Annotated in this window: 15 protein-coding genes; 11 read left to right on the top strand and 4 right to left on the bottom strand. The window is 72.2% G+C overall.

Translation table 11 applies throughout. The features are described 5' to 3' along the window. Nucleotides 1-24: 24 nt before the first annotated feature. The 3 genes from SCNRRL3882_RS15525 to SCNRRL3882_RS15515 form a co-directional block, all read right to left on the bottom strand. Nucleotides 25-1,587 carry a protein kinase domain-containing protein gene (locus SCNRRL3882_RS15525; protein ID WP_010036398.1) on the bottom strand — a complete coding sequence of 521 codons (1,563 nt, stop codon included), beginning with the start codon at nucleotides 1,585-1,587 and terminating at the stop codon, nucleotides 25-27. After that, a complete protein-coding gene (locus SCNRRL3882_RS15520; protein WP_010036396.1) occupies nucleotides 1,584-2,330 on the bottom strand; it encodes an FHA domain-containing protein in 747 nt (248 codons plus the stop codon). Before SCNRRL3882_RS15520 ends, SCNRRL3882_RS15525 begins: the two co-directional genes overlap by 4 nt. Nucleotides 2,331-2,462: 132 nt before the next feature. Beyond that, nucleotides 2,463-3,044: a hypothetical protein gene (locus SCNRRL3882_RS15515; protein ID WP_010036394.1), complete on the bottom strand. Its 582-nt coding sequence runs from the start codon at nucleotides 3,042-3,044 to the stop codon at nucleotides 2,463-2,465. Between the two features lie 274 nt (nucleotides 3,045-3,318). Here SCNRRL3882_RS15515 and SCNRRL3882_RS15510 point away from each other — a divergent pair, with 274 nt between their 5' ends. The 4 genes from SCNRRL3882_RS15510 to SCNRRL3882_RS15495 all read left to right on the top strand — a co-directional run bounded on the left by SCNRRL3882_RS15510 (nucleotide 3,319) and on the right by SCNRRL3882_RS15495 (nucleotide 8,443). Next, nucleotides 3,319-4,173, top strand: coding sequence for a bifunctional methylenetetrahydrofolate dehydrogenase/methenyltetrahydrofolate cyclohydrolase (locus SCNRRL3882_RS15510; protein ID WP_010036388.1), 855 nt, complete (start codon nucleotides 3,319-3,321; stop codon nucleotides 4,171-4,173). Then, a complete protein-coding gene (locus SCNRRL3882_RS15505) occupies nucleotides 4,163-4,771 on the top strand; it encodes a DUF3017 domain-containing protein (protein ID WP_010036386.1) in 609 nt (202 codons plus the stop codon). Before SCNRRL3882_RS15510 ends, SCNRRL3882_RS15505 begins: the two co-directional genes overlap by 11 nt. A 382-nt stretch (nucleotides 4,772-5,153) precedes the next feature. Beyond that, nucleotides 5,154-6,395 (top strand): DUF2690 domain-containing protein, encoded by a 1,242-nt coding sequence (locus SCNRRL3882_RS15500; RefSeq protein WP_010036384.1) that lies wholly within the window; start codon nucleotides 5,154-5,156, stop codon nucleotides 6,393-6,395. A gap of 1,058 nt (nucleotides 6,396-7,453) precedes the next feature. Continuing rightward, entirely contained in the window at nucleotides 7,454-8,443 is a 990-nt protein-coding gene (locus tag SCNRRL3882_RS15495; protein WP_010036381.1) for a malate dehydrogenase, read from the top strand. Here SCNRRL3882_RS15495 and SCNRRL3882_RS15490 read toward each other — a convergent pair. Further along, the gene (locus SCNRRL3882_RS15490) at nucleotides 8,436-9,869 is read right to left on the bottom strand and encodes an MFS transporter (RefSeq protein WP_010036378.1); all 1,434 of its coding nucleotides are present in this window, start codon (nucleotides 9,867-9,869) and stop codon (nucleotides 8,436-8,438) included. The two genes, SCNRRL3882_RS15495 and SCNRRL3882_RS15490, sit on opposite strands and share 8 nt — an antisense overlap. A 93-nt stretch (nucleotides 9,870-9,962) precedes the next feature. On the opposite strand from SCNRRL3882_RS15490, the gene SCNRRL3882_RS15485 reads away from it, so the two are divergent. The 7 genes from SCNRRL3882_RS15485 (at nucleotide 9,963) to SCNRRL3882_RS15455 (ending at nucleotide 18,834) form a co-directional block, all read left to right on the top strand. Further along, nucleotides 9,963-10,880 carry a LysR family transcriptional regulator gene (locus SCNRRL3882_RS15485; RefSeq protein WP_010036375.1) on the top strand — a complete coding sequence of 306 codons (918 nt, stop codon included), beginning with the start codon at nucleotides 9,963-9,965 and terminating at the stop codon, nucleotides 10,878-10,880. 46 nt (nucleotides 10,881-10,926) lie between these two features. Further along, on the top strand, nucleotides 10,927-11,496 hold the full coding sequence (locus SCNRRL3882_RS15480; RefSeq protein WP_040902768.1) for a DinB family protein: 570 nt from the start codon (nucleotides 10,927-10,929) through the stop codon (nucleotides 11,494-11,496). A 179-nt stretch (nucleotides 11,497-11,675) separates the two neighbouring features. Next, nucleotides 11,676-13,196 (top strand): aldehyde dehydrogenase family protein, encoded by a 1,521-nt coding sequence (locus tag SCNRRL3882_RS15475; RefSeq protein ID WP_010036370.1) that lies wholly within the window; start codon nucleotides 11,676-11,678, stop codon nucleotides 13,194-13,196. Nucleotides 13,197-13,291: 95 nt separating this feature from the next. Then, nucleotides 13,292-14,821: a GMC family oxidoreductase gene (locus SCNRRL3882_RS15470; RefSeq protein ID WP_010036368.1), complete on the top strand. Its 1,530-nt coding sequence runs from the start codon at nucleotides 13,292-13,294 to the stop codon at nucleotides 14,819-14,821. A 32-nt stretch (nucleotides 14,822-14,853) separates the two neighbouring features. Next, nucleotides 14,854-15,927: a quaternary amine ABC transporter ATP-binding protein gene (locus tag SCNRRL3882_RS15465; protein ID WP_050810199.1), complete on the top strand. Its 1,074-nt coding sequence runs from the start codon at nucleotides 14,854-14,856 to the stop codon at nucleotides 15,925-15,927. Further along, nucleotides 15,927-17,876: an ABC transporter permease gene (locus SCNRRL3882_RS15460; RefSeq protein WP_010036363.1), complete on the top strand. Its 1,950-nt coding sequence runs from the start codon at nucleotides 15,927-15,929 to the stop codon at nucleotides 17,874-17,876. The genes SCNRRL3882_RS15465 and SCNRRL3882_RS15460 overlap by 1 nt, the downstream gene beginning before the upstream one ends. A 1-nt stretch (nucleotide 17,877) precedes the next feature. Continuing rightward, on the top strand, nucleotides 17,878-18,834 hold the full coding sequence (locus SCNRRL3882_RS15455) for an ABC transporter substrate-binding protein (protein ID WP_010036359.1): 957 nt from the start codon (nucleotides 17,878-17,880) through the stop codon (nucleotides 18,832-18,834). Nucleotides 18,835-18,838 lie beyond the last annotated feature (4 nt).

The following is an 18,838-nucleotide window of genomic DNA, read 5'->3' as shown; positions in this document are numbered from 1 at the left end:
GGCAGTACCTGTGAACTCTGAGGGTCACTTCGTCGCGGCCGGGGTGTACTCCTTGAGGTAGTGGGCGATGCGGGCGGCGTAGTCGCGGTACTTCGGGGGAACACCGCCCGCGTCGTTCACGCTCTTGTACGACGTCCGGTACGCGGCGGCGACCAGCACCCGGCGGTCGCCGCTCAGCCCGGCCTCCAGGCGCGGTTCGGCGAAGCACAGATAGCGGGCCATGGCCGGGATGGACTCGGAGGGGGTGAGCGGCGGCCTGGGGGTCTCCTTCGCGGGGACGCCGTCGGCGCGGATCCACCAGCGCAGGATGCTCGGCGTCCAGCGGGCGATGCCGTACTCGCCCTCCTCTCCCGCGTCCGGGTCCGAGAGATCGGGGTCGAAGTCGCTCTCCACCTTCAGCATCGCGGCGATGAGCGCCGGGGTGATCTCCGGCTGCACGCAGTCGTGGGCCGAGTCGACGATGAGCCGCCGGTAGGCGACCGGGACGCCCTTGTCGGTGCGGAGTTCGGAGGCGCCGTAGGTGGCGGGCGTCACCTTGCGGGTCTCGCCGCCCTTGCTCCCGCCGTCGTCGCCGGAATCGGCCCAGGTGGCGACGCCGTAGCCGAGGGCGGCGACGGCGGCACCGGCCGCCAGGACCGCCGTACGACGGGAGCGGCGGCGGGCCGGGCGCAGGCGGGGCAGGCGGAAGGAGCGGTGCCCGGTGCCGGCGGCCGCCCGGACGCGGCCGAGCAGGGTGGCACCGGACACGCGGTCCTCGTGGGAGCGGGTGAGGCAGGCGGAGATGATCCGCCGCCAGTCGTCGGGCAGTTCGGGCGACAGACGCAAATCGTCGGTGCCGCGGGCGTAGGCGGCGGCCGCGTCGCGGCGGGCCGTCGGAGTCGCGCCGGGCAGCGGGAAGGAGTCGGTGAGGACGAGGTGCGCCAGGACCCCGAAGGCCCATACGTCGGCGGACGGGCGGATCCGGCGCCCCCGTTCGCCGATCTCGGTCCACAGGAGCTCGGGCGGGGTGTAGTCGGGCGTGGAGAACGCCGGGGTGTAGGCGTGGGTGCCCTCCAGTTCGGCGGCCATGTTGAAGTCGGCGAGCCGGACCGAACCGTCGTCCATCAGCAGCACGTTGGCCGGCTTGAGGTCGCCGTGCACCCAGCCGGCGCCGTGCAACTGGGCCAGGCCCTCGCAGATCTGCGCGAGCAGCACGGGACCGGCCTCGGGCCGGGGCGTGGCGGTGAGCAGGGCGGCCAGGGAGCCCTTGGCCCGCTCCAGGACGAGGACGGTGGCGCCGTCCAGCTCCGGTCGGTGCGGGTCGTCGACGGTCAGCGTCTCGTACATCCGCACGAGCCTCGGCTGCTTCAGCCGCCGGTACAGCTCGACCTCCCGCTCGATCAGCTCGCGCAGATGGGTCAGCCGGCGGGGCGTGGCCGTGCCGGTGGGCAGGAACTTCAGGGCGGCCGTCCGGGGCAGTTCCGGGCCCTCCCCGGTGCGCCGGGCCGCGTACACACTGCCGAAGGCGCCGGTCGCGAGGGGCTCGCGCACCTCCCAGACGCCGACCCGGTAGCCCTTCGGCACCGGAACGGCGTAGGGCTCGGTCACCGGGCCGCCCGGCCCGACGGGCCGGCCAGGACGCCCAGGTCGTCCTCGCGGACCAGGTCGAAGCGGAGCGCCAGGGAGACCAGGGACTCCTTCTTGCCGTTGAGCCGCGGGCCGGTGTCCGCGCTCTCCGGGCCCGGCTTGAGGCGCAGTTTCACGGCGAGGTAGTCGATGTTCCACTGCACCGACGTGCGGGACGCGGCCGGCCAGGTGGGGCGCAGGCGGTCGGCGACCTGGTCGACGGTGGGCAGCGGGGCGTGCGGGGCGCCGCGCAGGCGCGGTTCGCACAGGGCCGCCAGGACCGCGAAGTAGCGCTTGGTGCGGTCGAGGGAGAAGGCCGGCGCGGTCGTGGCGCCGTCGAGGCCGCCCGTGCCGCTCAGGTAGTCGTGGCGCGGCGCCCACACCTGGAGCCCCAGCAGGTCACCGGCGGCGGGCAGCACGATCCGCGAGAACTCGAAGGGGATCGGCGCGTCCAGCCGTCCCGGCGCGACCTTGACGTGTTCGCCCGCGCCCTCCGGGTTCTCCACCACGTAGGTCTGTTCGCGGCTGAGGTTGCTGAGGATCCAGAAGGCGCCCTGCGCGGTGATCTCACCGGCCCGGCGGGAGACTCCGTCGTGGGCGATGCGGAGGTCGTTGCCGTGCGCGGACCGGCCGAACGTGAGGCGTTCGCCGGGCGCGAGTCTGATCTGGCTGAGGTTTCGCTCGTCCTCCGTGGTCGGCGGAGGTACCACGATGATGCTGTACAAGGTGCTCTCCCCGTGCCTGACAGCTACCACCGCCAGACTAGGGCGACGCACCAGGGCCGTGCCCCCCTCGTACGGGTGAGACACGGCCCTTGGATGTGATTGGCGTGAACTGGTCCGCTCGCCGGGGTCCGTTCAGTAACGGGGGCGGTTGAACCAGGCCTTGCCGTTCGCGTTGCCGACGAACACCGCGACCAGGATGGCCAGGACGGTGTGCACCAGGCCCACGAGGATGAACGGGTAGATGCCGAGGACGGCGGTGATGATGGCGAAGACCAGGATGGTGACGCGGGCGCCGTTGCCGCCGTTCTTGAACTTGGTCGCCAGGACGGCCGCGAACACCAGCCAGGCCAGGCCGAACACGACGTAACCCCAGATCACGCCGGTCGACTGGCCGACCAGGTCCTGGAAAGCGGTGTTGTCCTTGAGGGACTCGTCGTCCTTCGCGGCGTTGAGGGCCGCGGCGGCGAAGGCGAAGAACGCCACGCCGACGACCTGGAGACCGACGATGACCCACATCATCACGCGGGCCGCGCCCACCGAGCCCGGCATCGTCGTCGGCGCCGCGGGACCGCCGTACGGGGACACCGGAGGGGCCTGCGGGTAGCCGTAACCCGGCGCCTGCCCCTGCTGCTGCGGGTAGCCGTAGCCCTGCTGCGGCTGCTGCGGCTGCCCCTGGGGAGCGCCGTAGGGGTTGTTCGGATCGCCGTAGCTCATGGGGGACTTTCCTCCGTTGTTCCGAGTGCGGGGACGCGCGTGGCACCGCCACGGAGGAGAGTTCTTCAGACAGCGACCGTCCCCCCGTTGAGCTGCCCGCGGCACTTGTCAGGTCATCGTTCTTCACCACTGACGGGGTTGTCCAGCCGCATTCCCGATGTGTTGTGCAAGTGCAACATCACTGATCATGGACGGATACGGGAGGAGGGGCCCCGCGGTGCCCGTATTGCGGCCGGATTGGAACCGGGGGCGGGTCATCCGCGAGGATGGGGCCATGACCGCCCAGATTCTCGATGGCAAGGCCACCGCAGCCGCGATCAAGTCCGACCTGACCGCCCGCGTGGCGGCGCTGAAGGAGAAGGGCGTCACGCCCGGCCTCGGCACGATCCTGGTCGGGGACGACCCCGGCAGCCAGAAGTACGTCGCCGGCAAGCACCGTGACTGCGCGCAGGTCGGCATCGCCTCCATCCAGCGCGAGCTGCCGGCCACGGCGACGCAGGAGGAGATCGAGGCGGTCGTCCGCGAGCTGAACGAGGACCCGGCCTGCACGGGTTACATCGTGCAACTGCCGCTGCCCAAGGGCATCGACGAGAACCGCGTCCTGGAGCTGATGGACCCGGACAAGGACGCGGACGGCCTGCACCCGATGAACCTCGGCCGTCTGGTCCTGAACGAGCCGGCCCCGCTGCCCTGCACCCCCAACGGCGTCCTCACGCTGCTCCGCCGGTACGGCGTGGAGATCAAGGGCGCGGAGGTCGTGGTGGTCGGCCGGGGTGTGACCATCGGCCGGCCGATGCCGCTGCTGCTGACCCGGCGCAGCGAGAACGCGACCGTCACCCAGTGCCACACCGGTACGCGTGACCTGTCGGCGCACCTCAAGCGCGCGGACATCATCGTCGCCGCGGCCGGTTCCGCCCATCTGATCCGCGCCGAGGACGTCAAGCCGGGCGCGGCCGTCCTCGACGTCGGTGTCTCGCGCAGCGCCGAGGGCAAGATCGTGGGCGACGTCCACCCCGACGTGGCCGAGGTCGCCGGCTGGATCTCCCCGAACCCCGGCGGAGTCGGCCCCATGACCCGCGCCCAGCTGCTCGTCAACGTGGTCGAGGCGGCGGAGCGCAGTGTCGGCTGAACGGAACGCGGGGAGCGCGGCGAGCGCCTCGGAGGCCGGGGACACGGAGAGCGCCCCGGCCGGTACCCGTGCGCAGGCCGTGCAGGGGGAGCACGACGCGCCGAGTGCGGTCGACGGTGACTCCGATGCTGTGGTGCGCGACGAGGACGGCGATCTCACCGTGCGGGATCCCGTCAGTGCCCCCGACGCCGAGGGGCGGCCGCGGCGGGTCACCCGGCGGTTTCCGTTGTTCACCAAGGACACCGCGCGGCCCGAGGGCGGTGGCCGGGCGGCGCCCGGGGACGCGTTCGCGCCGGCGCGGCAGTGGCCCGTCCTCGCCGTGCTGGGTGTGGTCGGACTCGGGCTGCTGGTGACCGCGTTCGGGCAGTTCCGGCTCGGGACGCTGCTGATCGGCATCGCCCTGCTGGGCGGTGGCGCGATGCGCTGGCTGCTGCCGGACGTCGGCATGCTCGCCGTCCGCTCCCGGTTCACGGACATCGTCACGTACGGCGTCATGGGCCTGGCGATCGTCCTGCTGGCGATGATGGCGCAGCCGAATCCCTGGCTCCAGATCCCGTTCCTGAAGGACACACTGCACTTCACGGTCACCAGCGAGTGACCGGACGGCGGCCCGTCCTCTCCCCCGAGGAAGGACGGGCCGCCGTCACGGCCAACCCTCCTGCACGGCGAACGGCCTGTTCAACGGCTGTCAGAACGCTGTGGCACGGAAGTGACGGTTCCGGTACGTCCGCCGGAGATTCGGCATGAAGTGGTGCAACCACGGGGTTGGCATGGACAATCGGGACGGTCCAGGGTGTATCGCGCGCGGGGTCTGTGCTCCTGTGCGCCCCCGGTCAGGGAACTGAGATCCTGAGTGGGCGCATCCCTGTGGGTAGCAGAACGGGGACTCGGCCTAGGCCGCCAACGCGGGGCGAACAGCGCGGGAAACAACAGCACGTACCGGGGGGAAGAGGGGGGAAGCAATGCCTCGTTGGAGGGCCTTGCCGGATGAGCTCGATCCGCAGATCAGGGAGTTCACCAGCCAGCTGCGCAGGCTCGTGGACCGCAGTGGTCTGAGCATCGCGTCGGTGGCGGACCGCACGGGCTACAGCAAGACGTCGTGGGAGCGTTATCTGAACGGCCGGCTGCTCGCGCCCAAGGGCGCGATCGTGGCGCTGGCCGAGGTCACCGGGACCAACCCGGTGCACCTCACCACCATGTGGGAGCTCGCCGAGCGCGCCTGGAGCCGCTCGGAGATGCGGCACGACATGACGATGGAGGCCATCCGGATCTCCCAGGCGCGCGCCGCGCTCGGTGAGTTCGGCGGGCAGGACTTCGGGAGCCCGTCGGCCGGTTCCAAGGACGACGGCAAGGCCGCCTCCGCGGGCGGTAGCCGGACCGCCCGCAGAAGCGGCAGCGCCACGGTCACGCCGGGCATCGCGGGGCCGGCGGGCGTCGCCCCGACCGTGCCGCCGCAGCCGACGGCCCCCGAGGTCCAGGACTCCACCGGCAGCGGTGGGACCGGGGTCAACTCGTGGGGGGTGGCCGGGTACCAGGGCCCGTCCCAGGGCCGCGGGCGTCCCGCCGGCACGGGAACCGGCTCCACGCCCGGTTCGGGCCCCGGCACCGCCCGGATGCCGGGCGTCGGAGCGGGCTCGTACGACGCACCGCCGCGGGACGCCGTCCCGGCGGGTGCGGGTGCGGGTGGCGCCGGTGGCTCCGGCGGCTCTGCCGGCTCGGGCGGCTCGGGCGGCAAGCGGCGGACCGCGATGTTCCTCGCGGGTGTCGTGGGCGTGCTCGTGGTGATCGCCGGTGCGTTCTACCTCACCGGTGGCGGTGGCGACGACGAGGCCAAGGGCGGCGGCAAGTCGCCGGCGCCGACCGCCGCCACGAACCAGGAGCTGCCGCCCGGCGTGAAGTGCAGCGGCGACAGCTGCACGGGCAAGGACGCGGAGAACATGGGGTGCAGTGGTGACCTGGTGACCACGGCCCAGACCGCGACCGTCGGCACGACCGTCGTCGAGGTCCGCTACAGCGAGACCTGCAAGGCGGCCTGGGGCCGTATCACCCAGGCGGCTCAGGGCGACGAGGTGCAGGTCAGCGCGGGCAAGGCGAAGCAGACGGGGAGCATCACCGCCGCCGGCGACACGATCGCGTACACCCCGATGGTCTCGGTCGAGAACGCCGCCGACGCGAAGGCCTGCGCCACCCTGGCGTCCGGCCGGCAGGGCTGCACGGAGTAGGCGACCACCGCCTGGCCTCCGGCGGGGCGCCTGGCTTCCGGCCGGGGGGCCGGGCGGGCGCCTGGCACACGACGGGGCGCGTGGCCTCTGGCCGGGGCTGGGGGCGGGGGTTCCTGGCCGGGGGCTTGTCTCTGAGGGCGCCCGTGGCGTGTGGCCGGGGATCGGATCCGGTGGCGCCCGGTACCCGTCGGGGCGTCCTGTGCCCGGCGGGTGCCTGGTTTGCGGTCGAGTCATCGGGGCTGGTGAGGGGCCGCGCGGCGCTTCGCGTGGGGTCCAGCAGTGGCCGAGGCGCCTGACGAGAGCCGTCCGGGCGGGGGCGGCTTGCTTCTGGCGTGGTGGTGGCCCGGTACCCGGCGGGGCGTCATGTGTCCGGCGGGTGCCTGTTTTGCGGCTGAGTCGTTCGGGCTGGGTGAGTGCCCGAGGGGTGCGGGGGGCTTCGCGTCGGGTGGAGGCCGGTACGTGGCTGTGGTGCCCGACGAGTGCTGCCCGGGCGGGGCGGCTTGCTTCCGGCCGGGGACCGGGGCCCGGCAGGGTGCCTTGCGCGGGGCGGGGCGTCTTGGCCCTGGCGGGCTGTGTGCGTTCCGGCCGGGGGTGGGATCGGGTGGTGCCTGGCGCGTGGCGGGCAGCCTGTGTCCGGTGGGGTGCCTGGCCTTCGGCCGGAGGTCCCGGGGGCGCGGGCGTCCGGTGGAACGCGGGGGGTATCGGGCCTGGTCGCAGCGTCCGGATGGCGTCGGAGGCGGCGGCAGTAGGGCCGGGTGGCGATGAATTTCCGAGAGGGTGGCATGGTCGGCGGAATCGGGGGCACGCGAACCGTACCCCCACGGGAGTCCGGCTTGGTCGGTTCCCCCCGGCGGCCGCCTTCGTCCTCCTCTCCCGGACGGGCGGCCGCCTTTTTGTACGGGTGCGGGGTGGGTTGTGGGGTGGGCCACACCGCCCCGGCCGTCCGGGATCCCGGATGCGCGATAGCCTGACCGCTGGATCGATCTCTTGACGCCAAGAGATCGATCAAACGTCCGGGGCAGGGACGCCCCACCGCCAGCTGTCATACGGAGAACGCCATGACCCGCACTCCCGTGAACGTCACCGTCACCGGCGCGGCCGGCCAGATCGGTTACGCCCTGCTCTTCCGCATCGCCTCCGGTCAGCTGCTCGGCGCGGACGTGCCGGTGAAGCTGCGCCTGCTGGAGATCACGCCGGCCCTGAAGGCGGCCGAGGGCACGGCCATGGAGCTGGACGACTGCGCGTTCCCGCTCCTGGCGGGCATCGACATCACGGACGACCCGAACGTCGCCTTCGACGGCACGAACGTGGGCCTGCTCGTCGGCGCCCGCCCCCGCACCAAGGGCATGGAGCGCGGCGACCTGCTGGAGGCCAACGGCGGCATCTTCAAGCCGCAGGGCAAGGCCATCAACGACCACGCCGCGGACGACGTCAAGGTCCTCGTCGTCGGCAACCCGGCCAACACCAACGCGCTCATCGCGCAGGCCGCCGCGCCCGACGTACCCGCCGAGCGGTTCACGGCCATGACCCGTCTCGACCACAACCGCGCCCTGACCCAGCTCGCGAAGAAGACCGGTTCCACGGTCTCCGACATCAAGCGGCTCACCATCTGGGGCAACCACTCCGCCACCCAGTACCCGGACATCTTCCACGCCACGGTCGCCGGCAAGAACGCCGCCGAGGTCGTGAACGACGAGAAGTGGCTGACCGAGGACTTCATCCCGACCGTCGCCAAGCGCGGCGCCGCCATCATCGAGGCCCGCGGCGCCTCGTCGGCCGCCTCCGCCGCCAACGCCGCCATCGACCACGTCTACTCCTGGGTCAACGGCACCGCCGAGGGTGACTGGGTCTCCATGGGCATCCCGTCGGACGGCTCCTACGGCGTCCCGGAGGGCCTGATCTCCTCCTTCCCGGTCACCTGCAAGGACGGCAAGTACGAGATCGTCCAGGGCCTGGAGATCAACGAGTTCTCCCGCGCCCGGATCGACGCCTCCGTCAAGGAGCTCGAGGAGGAGCGCGAGGCGGTCCGCGGCCTCGGCCTCATCTGACCGGAGCCCCTCCGCGTTTGTGCGCAGGCCCCGTACCGGTTCCGTCCGGTGCGGGGCCCGCGGGCTCTCCGGCGTCCTTCCGGGAGCCGCCGTACCCGGCGACCACCGCCACCGTCGCCGCCAGGACCAGCAGGGCGACCGTGCGCAGGGCCGGGGCCATACCGCCCGGGAGGCCGTCGTGGGAGGCCAGGACCGTGCCGGTGACCGCGACGCCGAGCGCCGCGCCGATCTCCCGGGCGGCGGTGCCGAGGCCGGAACCGAGACCCGCCTGGTGGGGCGGCAGGGACGTGACGACGCCCAGGGTCAGCGTCGGCATGCACAGCCCGGTGCCCGCCGAGATGACCAGCAGCCAGCAGGCGTACACCGCGTAGGGCGTGCCCGCGCCGGCCGTCGACACGCCGAGCAGGCCTACGCCGATGAGGGCCAGGCCGCCGCCGATGACCGGCCGGGGGTGACGTGGGGCCCAGCGTGCCGCCAGCCGGGGCACCAGTGCCATGCCGACGATCAGCGGGACGATGGAGATGCCGGCGCGGGCGGGGCCGTAGCCCTTGACGCCCTGGAGGTACTGCGAGTTGAGGTAGAAGAGGGCGAACAGGCCGAAGAAGCCGGTCGCCATGCCGAGGGTGGCCGCGCGCAGCCGGGGCGCCGCGAAGACGCGCGGGTCGAACAGCGGGGTGCGCGAGCGCAGGGACTGGACCGTGAACAGGGCGATGAGCAGGGCGCCCGCCGCGAACGCGAACAGGATCCGCGGTGCGCCCCAGCCGTACTCCGGGCCCTCGATGATGCCGAAGAGCGCGGCGACCAGCCCGGCCGTGAGGAGCAGGGTGCCGGCCGGGGCGAGGTGGCTGTGCGGGGAGCGGTCGGTGCGCGGGGTGGTGACGGCCACCGCGAGGGCGAGCAGCGCGGCCAGCGGGACCATGACGGCGAACAGGGCGCGCCAGGACAGGAACTGGCCGGCCAGACCGCCGCCGAGATTGCCGGCCAGGCCGCCGAGGCCGATCGCCAGCGTCCAGGAGGCCATCGCCCGGGCGCGCCCGTGCGGTCCGGCGAGGTGCAGCAGGATCGACATCGTCGCCGGTGTGATCAGCGCGGCCCCGGCTCCCGAGACACCGCGCCCGGCGACGAGCAGCGCCGGGTCCCGGGCGAGGGCACTGAGGGCGGCGCCGGCCGCGAACAGGGCGAGCCCGGTGAGCAAGGCGCCTTTGCGGCCGTACCGGTCACCGAGGGTGCCGGCCGGGATGAGGAGCCCGGCGAAGACGATGACGTACGCGTCGACCGTCCACAGGATCTCGCTGGACGAGGGGTGCAGGGACGACGAACTCAGCTGGGGAATCAGCAGGTTGACGGCGGCGACCATGCTCTGGGCGACCAGGACGCAGGCGCACAGGGCGAGCAGGGTCCGCCGTTTCAGGGCGTGCGAGGGCAAGGCTCCTCCCGGGAGCTCGGTGGACGGGGGATCGCCTCGTCACCGTAGGCTCGGCCCGTACCCGTACTCCAGTGCAACCTTTGCAAGGGATCGATGCGTGTGACGCAATCAAGCGGCCTGGACCTGAATCTGCTGGTCGCCCTGGACGTGCTGCTGGAGGAGCAGAGCGTCGGCGGTGCGGCGCGGCGGCTGCATCTGTCCGAGCCGGCGATGAGCCGCACCCTGGGCCGCATCCGCAAGGCGCTCGGTGACCCGGTGCTCGTGCGGGCCGGGCGGCGGATGGTGCCGACGCCGCGTGCGCTGGCCGTACGGGCCGAGGTGAGCGCGGTGGTGGAGCGGGCCCGGGCGCTGTTCGCACCCACCGACACCGACCTGAGGACGGTGACCCGCACGTTCACCGTCCTCTGCCATGACGCCGTCGCCGCCGCCTGCGGCCCGGACCTCTTCACCCGGGCGGCCCGCGACGCCCCCGGGATCCGCCTCCGGTTCCTCACCGAGAGCCATGTGGACGCGCCCTTCCTGCGCGAGGGCACCGCCGATCTGGAGGTCGGGGTGATCGACACGGTGGCGCCGGAGGTGCGGGTGGAGTCGCTGTACGAGGACCGGATGGTGGGGGTCGTACGGGCCGGGCATCCGCTGCTGGAGGGTGAGTTGACGCCCGAGCGGTTCGCTCTTGAGGCCGATCACCTGACCGTCTCCCGGCGGGGGAAGCTGCACGGGCCGGTGGACGAGGCGCTCGCCGGACTCGGCCTGGCCCGGCGGGTGGTGGGGTCGGTGGGCACCTTCCCCGCCTCCCTCTTCGTCGTCCGGGCCACCGACCTGGCGGGTCTGATCAGCTCCTGGAGCGTGCCGCTGGCGCGGGCCCTGGGCCTGGCCACCTTCGATGTCCCCCTTTGGCTGCCCCCGGTCCGGGTCGGACTGGCGTGGCACCCACGCCACGACGTCGATCCCGCGCACGGATGGCTTCGGGGGACGATGCGGGAGATCCTCGCCGAGTGGTCGGGGTCGTAGCCGCTGCGGCGTGGCGTTGTCAGACCCGGGTCGTAGTCTTCGCCGCATGACACAGGATGTGGAAGCGGTACCGTTCGAGCCGCCGGTCGCGGGGGACGAGTCGGACACGCTCGTCGGCTCGCTGGAGCGCCAGCGCAGGACGTTCGCCTGGAAGTGCGAGGGGCTGGACGCGGTCGGCCTGAGCGCTCGGGTGGCCTCCTCGGCTCTCACACTGGGCGGCCTGCTCAAACACCTCGCCCACGTCGAGGACGAGTACCTGTCCGTGCGACTGCTGGGGAAGAAGCCAGCGCCGCCGTGGGACGCGGTGGACCGGGACACCGAGCCGGACCAAGAGTGGAGCTCGGCCGGGGACACCCCCGAGCAGTTGTACGCCCTGTGGGCGCGGACGGTGGCCCGGTCCCGGGCGAACCTGCGCGAGGCACTGGCCGGTGGCGACGCCGGCCGGCTCGCCGCGTACACCACCCGCGACGGCCGGTCCCCGAGCGTGCGGCGCCTGCTCGTCGACCTCATCGAGGAGTACGCCCGCCACGTCGGCCACGCCGACCTCATACGTGAGTCGATCGACGGACGGGTGGGCGAGGACCCGCCGGAGGACTTCCGACCTCGGACGATCTGACGTCTCCGCGCCTGATCGGCGCCCGCTTTGCCCCTGATTGCCCGCATCTCCAGTGACGCGGCGCACTTTCGGCCACGGATCGCGCATGCATCCGGGGGACCAGGGCAGGCGCACTCGGTCTCTTAGTGACACATGTGTGACACAGGGGCGCTGATCAGGAACGGAAGGCGAAAGCGATCATGGCGGAAAGCAACGAACTCCAGGCGCGCAGCACCATCCACGCGGGAGGGGAATGGCGTGCGGCCGTCTCCGGCGCCACGCGCGAGATCCTCGACCCTGCGGACGCCCTGCCGTTCGCCGTGGTCGCGGAGGGCGACGAGAAGGACACCGACCTCGCGATCGCCGCCGCCCGGCGCGCCTTCGACGAGGGGGAGTGGCCGCGGACGCCCGCCGGGGAGCGGGCCGCGCTGCTGCGCCGGGTCGCCGACCTGCTCGTGCGCGACCGCGAGCAGCTCGGGCTGCTGGAGAGCCGTGACGCCGGCAAGACCGTCGAGGAAGGGCGCGTCGACATCGACTGCGTCGCCGACGCCTTCCGGTACTTCGCCGACCTGATCGCGGCCGAGAGCCCGGGCCGGGTCGTGGACGCCGGCTCGCCCGACATCCACAGCGTCGTCGTCCACGAGCCCATCGGCGTCTGCTCGATGATCACGCCCTGGAACTACCCGCTGCTCCAGGCCAGCTGGAAGATCGCCCCGGCCCTGGCCGCCGGCAACACCTTCGTCATCAAGCCCAGCGAGATCACCCCGATGACGACCATCGCGCTGATCGAGCTGCTCGTCGAGGCCGGACTGCCCGCGGGGGTCGCCAACATCGTCACCGGGCCGGGTCATTCGGTCGGCGCCCGGCTCTCCGAGCACCCCGACGTCGACCTGGTCTCCTTCACCGGCGGCCTGATCAGCGGCACCAAGGTGGCCCAGGCCGCCGCGCCCGGCGTCAAGAAGGTCGCCCTCGAACTCGGCGGCAAGAACCCCAACGTCGTCTTCGCCGACGCCTGCGCCACCGAGGAGGGCTTCGACACCGCCGTCGACCAGGCCCTCAACGCCGCCTTCATCCACAGCGGCCAGGTCTGCTCGGCCGGTGCCCGCCTCATCATCGAGGAGTCCGTGCGGGACCGTTTCGTCGCCGAGCTCGCCCGCAGGGCCGAGAAGATCCGGCTCGGCCGCGGCACCGAGGACGGCGTCGAGTGCGGCCCGCTGGTCTCCGAACAGCAGCGTGCCAAGGTCGAGATGTACGTCGAGTCCGCCCTCAAGGAGGGCGCGGTGCTGCGCTCCGGCGGCAAGCGCCCCGAGCCCTCCCCGCAGCGCCCGGAGAACGGCTACTTCTACGAGCCGACCGTCCTCGACCACTGCCACCGCGAGATGCGTGTCGTGCGGGAGGAGGTCTTCGGGCCGGTCCTCACCGTCGAGACCTTCCGTACCGAGGACGAGGCCGTGGCCCTCGCCAACGACACCGAGTACGGCCTCGCGGGCGGTGTCTGGACCGCCGACGCGGGCCGCGCCCGGCGCGTGGCCGGCCGGCTGCGGCACGGCACGATCTGGATCAACGACTTCCACCCCTACCTGCCGCAGGCGGAATGGGGCGGTTTCGGCAAGAGCGGAGTGGGCCGCGAACTCGGCCCGGCCGGGCTCGCCGAGTACCGCGAGACCAAGCACGTCTACCAGAACCTCGCGCCGAAGCCGGTGCGCTGGTTCGCGGGCTGACCTGCTCGCCGCCCCCCACTGCCCCCCGCTGCCCCCGCCCTTCGAGCCCGATCCCTTCGTCCCCTCTGGTTCATCCTCTCTGGAGCAAGTACGCCATGTCCCACACCCATGAGTACGACTATGTCGTGATAGGCGGCGGAACCGCCGGTTCCGTCATCGCCTCCCGCCTGACCGAGAACCCCGACGTCTCCGTCGCCGTCATCGAGGGCGGCCCCAGCGACGTCGGCCGCGACGACGTGCTGACCCTGCGCCGCTGGATGGGCCTGCTGGGCGGCGAGCTCGACTACGACTACCCCACGACGGAGCAGCCACGCGGGAATTCGCACATCCGGCACAGCCGGGCCCGGGTCCTGGGCGGCTGCTCCTCGCACAACACGCTGATCGCGTTCAAGCCGCTGCCCGCCGACTGGGACGAGTGGGAGGCCGCCGGCGCCAAGGGCTGGGGCGCGGTGCAGATGGAGGCGTACTTCGCGCGCCTGCTCAACAACATCGTCCCGGTCGACGAGCGGGACCGGAACGCCATCGCCCGTGACTTCGTCGACGCGGCCCAGGCGGCGCTGGACGTGCCGCGCGTGGAGGGCTTCAACCGGAAGCCGTTCACCGAGGGCGTCGGCTTCTTCGACCTCGCCTACCACCCCGAGAACAACAAGCGGTCCTCGGCGTCTGTGGCGTACCTGCACCCGGTGATGGACGAGCGCCCCAACCTCACGATCCTGCTGGAGACCTGGGCGTACAAGCTGGAGCTGGACGGCGACCGCGCCGAGGGCGTGCACGTGCGCACCAAGGACGGCGAGGAGATCCTCGTCAAGGCGCGCAATGAGGTCCTGCTGTGCGCCGGCGCCGTCGACTCGCCCCGGCTGCTGATGCACTCCGGCATCGGCCCGAAGGCGGACCTGGAGAAGCTCGGCATCCCCGTCGCGCACGACCTGCCGGGCGTCGGCGAGAACCTGCTCGACCACCCCGAGTCGGTCATCGTGTGGGAGACCAACGGCCCCATCCCGGAGAACTCCGCGATGGACTCGGACGCGGGCCTGTTCGTGCGCCGCGACCCCGAACTGCCGCACCCCGACCTGATGTTCCACTTCTACCAGATCCCCTTCACGGACAACCCGGAGCGACTGGGCTACCAGCGGCCGGAGTTCGGCGTCTCCATGACGCCGAACATCCCCAAGCCCAAGAGCCGCGGCCGGCTGTACCTGACCAGCGCCGACCCCGAGGTCAAGCCCGCCCTGGACTTCCGCTACTTCACCGACGCGGACGACTACGACGGCAGGACCCTCGTCGACGGCATCAAGATCGCCCGCGAGATCGCCAAGACCGAGCCCCTGGCCGGCTGGCTCAAGCGCGAGGTGGCCCCCGGCCCGGACGTCACCGGCGACGAGGAGCTCAGCGAGTACGCCCGCAAGGTCGCCCACACCGTCTACCACCCGGCCGGCACCTGCAAGATGGGCGCCGCCGACGACCGGCTCGCCGTCGTCGACCCCGAACTGCGCATCCGCGGCCTGGAGGGCATCCGCATCGCCGACGCCTCCGTGTTCCCCACCATGACCACCGTGAACCCGATGATCGGCGTGCTCATGGTCGGGGAGAAGGCCGCCGAGCTGATCGGTGGTGGTGCCAAGTGACCGCGACCCTCGAACCCCCGACGGAGCAGACCATGGACACCACCGCCCCCGTCTTCTCGGTGGAGGGCCTGTGGAAGGTGTTCGGCCCCAAGGCCGAGCGCGTTCCCGCCGACCCCGAGCTCACCGCCCTCGACCCCGCCGAGCTGCGCGCCCGCACCGGCTGCACGGCCGCCGTCCGGGACGTCAGCTTCGACGTGCGCAAGGGCGAGGTCTTCGTCGTCATGGGCCTGTCCGGCTCCGGCAAGTCCACGCTGGTGCGCTGTCTGACCCGGCTCATCGAGCCGACGGCCGGCACCATCGCCATCGACGGCGAGGACGTCCGCGCCATGGACCGCTCCCGGCTGCGCGAACTGCGCCGCCACCGCGCCGCCATGGTCTTCCAGCACTTCGGCCTGCTGCCGCACCGCACGGTCCTCGACAACGTCGCCTACGGCCTGGAGATCCAGGGCATGGGCAAGAACGAGCGGCGTGAGCGGGCCGCCGAGGTCGTCGCCAAGGTCGGCCTGGAAGGCATGGAGCACCGCCGCCCCGGCCAGCTCTCCGGCGGCCAGCGGCAGCGCGTGGGCCTGGCCCGCGCCCTCGCCGTCGACCCCGAAGTCCTGCTGTTCGACGAGCCGTTCAGCGCGCTCGACCCGATGATCCGGCGCGACATGCAGGAGGAGGTCGTCCGGCTGCACCAGGAAGAGGGCCGCACGATGGTCTTCATCACCCACGACCTCCAGGAGGCCCTCAAGCTGGGCGACCGCATCGCCCTGATGCGCGACGGCCGGGTCGTCCAGCTCGGCACGCCCGAGGAGATCGTGGGCTCGCCCGCCGACGACTACGTCCGCGAGTTCGTCCGGGACGTCCCCCGCGAGCAGGTCATGACCGTCCGTACGGCCATGCGCCGCCCGTCGGCGGACCAGGACGGCAGCGGACCGGCGGTCCGGCCCGAGGCGACGGTCTCCGAGGCGATCGAGGCGGTCGCCCGCGCCGGCTCACCGGCCCGTGTCATGGACAAGGGCCGCTGCGTGGGCGTGGTCGACTCCGACACACTGCTCGGCGTCGTCGCCGGCACGGAGCAGCCCGCTCCGCCGGGGACCGAGCAGCCCAAGGAGGCGGTGTGATGGCGACCATCACCGCGAACCCGCCCCGCCTGGGCCTTCCCGGGCTGCTGCGGAACCGGGCCGTCCAGAAGCTTCTCCTGCTGGCCGTCGCGGCGGCGATCCTCGTCCCGCTGGCCAGTGCCCGCTGGGCCAGCGGCAGCTGGCCGGGCGCGCTTACCGTCGACTTCTCCGAGCCGCTCGCCAAGGCCAGCGACTGGATCATCGACAACCGCGACAGCCACCCGCTGTTCCTGTACTTCTTCGGCCACGTCAGCAACGTCGTCGTCATCGCCGTACGGGCCGTCTACCTCGCCCTCCTCGCCATCGGCTGGGCGGGCGTCAGCGCACTGGGCGCGCTCGTCGCCTGGCGCGTGGCGGGCGTCAGGCTGGCGCTCGGCACGGCCGTCGCGTTCCTCGCCTGCGGCGTGCTCGGCATGTGGGTGCCGACCATGCAGACCCTCGCCCTGATGGTCGTCGCGGTCCTCGCGTCGGTCGTGGTCGGCCTGCTGCTCGGACTCGCCGCCGGGCTGTCCGACCGGATGGACCGCGTCCTGCGCCCGGTCCTGGACACCATGCAGGTGCTGCCCGCCTTCGCCTACCTGCTGCCGGTCGTGCTGGTCTTCGGCATCGGCGTCCCGGCGGCCGTGCTGGCCACCGTCATCTACGCCGCCCCGCCCATGGCCCGGCTGACCTCGCTCGGTCTGCGCGGCGCCGACAAGGAGGTGTTGGAGGCCGTCGAGTCGCTCGGCTCCACCGCACGCCAGCGGCTGCTGACCGCCCGGATCCCGCTGGCCCGCAAGGAACTCCTCCTCGGCGTCAACCAGACGATCATGATGGCGCTGTCCATGGCCGTCATCGCGGCCGTCATCGGCGCGGGCGGTCTCGGTGACCGCGTCTACCAGGCACTGGCCTCGGTCGACGTGGGTGCCGCGCTCGCCGCCGGTATCCCGATCGTGCTGCTGGCCGTCGTCCTGGACCGCGTCACCGGCGCGGCGGGGGAGAAGCTCGGCGCCGAACCGGAGCCGCGCAGCGGGCGCGGCTGGCTCATCGCACTCGCCGGTGTCGTCGCCGTGGCGGTCGCCGGGCGGCTCGCGGGCCGCCTCGACTGGCCCGACGCCTGGGTCGTCGGCATCGCCGAGCCCGTCAACCGCGCCGTCGACTGGATGACCGCGCACCTGTACTCGGGCGTTCCCGTCGTCGGCGGCACCGCCGACTGGGCCGGCCACTTCACCACCTGGGTCCTCGACCCGATGCGCGACGGCCTGCAGTCGCTGCCCTGGTGGGGTGTCCTGCTGATCGTCGCCGCCCTGGCCTGGGTCATCGGCACCTGGCGCACCGCGCTCACCGCCGTCCTCGCCATGGCCGCCATCGGCGTGCTCGGCGTCTGGAAGCCCTCGCTGGACACGCTCTCCCAGGTCCTCGCGGCCGTCGTCGTCACCCTCGTCGTCGGGTTCGCCGTCGGTATCGCCGCGGCCCGCAGCGACCGCCTGGAGCGGGCCCTGCGGCCCGTGTTGGACGTCTTCCAGACGATGCCGCAGTTCGTGTACCTGATCCCGGTCGTCGCCCTGTTCGGCGTCGGCCGCGCCCCGGCCGTCGCGGCCGCGATCGTGTACGCGCTCCCGGCCGTCGTCCGCATCACCACCCAGGGCCTGCGCCAGGTCGACCCGGCCGCCCTGGAGGCCTCCGGCTCGCTGGGCGCGACCAGCTGGCAGCAGTTGCGGCAGGTCCAGCTCCCGCTGGCCCGCCCGGCCCTGCTGCTCGCCGTCAACCAGGGCCTCGTCCTGGTCCTCGCCGTCGTCGTCATCGGCGGCCTGGTCGGCGGTGGCGCGCTCGGCTACGACGTCGTCTTCGGCCTCGCCCAGGGCGATCTGGCGACCGGTCTGGTGGCCGGCGCGGCGATCGTCTGCCTCGGCCTGATGCTCGACCGGGTGACCCAGCCCACCGAACGCCGCGCGAAGAAGGGGGCCTGACATGCGAGTCCGTACGACAGCCGCGGTCGCCGCGGTGAGCTCCCTGGCGCTGCTCACCGGCTGCGGTGCCGCCGACATGACCAAGCAGGCCTCGCCCTTCGCCAACGCGCAGGGCGCCAAGACCGTGACCCTGTCCGTGCAGTCCTGGGTGGGCGCCCAGGCCAACGTGGCCGTCGCCCAGTACATCCTGGAGCACGAACTGGGCTACCGCGTCGACACCGTCCAGGTCGACGAGGTGCCCGCCTGGGACGCCCTCAGCCAGGGCCGCGTCGACGCGATCCTGGAGGACTGGGGCCACCCCGAGCAGGAGCAGAGGTACGTCAAGGACAAGAAGACGATCGCCCCCGGCGGTGAACTCGGCGTCACCGGCCACATCGGCTGGTTCGTCCCGACGTACCTCGCCAAGCAGCACCCGGACATCACGAACTGGAAGAACCTCAACAAGTACTCCCACCTGTTCCGCACCCCGGAGAGCGGCGACAAGGGCCAGCTGATGGACGGTTCGCCGTCCTACGTCACCAACGACAAGGCGCTGGTGAAGAACCTGAAGCTGGACTACCAGGTGGTGTTCGCGGGCTCCGAGGCGGCGCAGATCACCCAGATGAGGCAGTTCGCCAAGGAGAAGAAGCCCTTCCTCACCTACTGGTACTCGCCGCAGTGGCTCTTCAAAAAGGTCCCCATGACCGAGGTGAAGCTGCCGCCGTACAAGGAGGGCTGCGACGCGGACCCGGAGAAGGTCGCCTGCGCCTATCCGCACACGCCGTTGCAGAAGTACCTGAACTCGGGCTTCGCGAAGAACGGCGGCAAGGCGGCGGCCTTCCTGAAGAAGTTCAAGTGGACGACCGAGGACCAGAACGAGGTCTCCCTGATGATCGCCGACAAGAAGATGACGCCGGAGGACGCGGCGAAGAAGTGGGTGGACAGCCACAGGTCCACGTGGAAGAAGTGGCTGTCCTGAGCAT

This window comes from Streptomyces chartreusis NRRL 3882 (assembly GCF_900236475.1).
GTDB classification, from domain to species: domain Bacteria; phylum Actinomycetota; class Actinomycetes; order Streptomycetales; family Streptomycetaceae; genus Streptomyces; species Streptomyces chartreusis_D.
The sequence above is the reverse complement of the archived record's forward strand: the minus strand, read 5'-3'. Positions and strand labels throughout refer to the sequence as shown.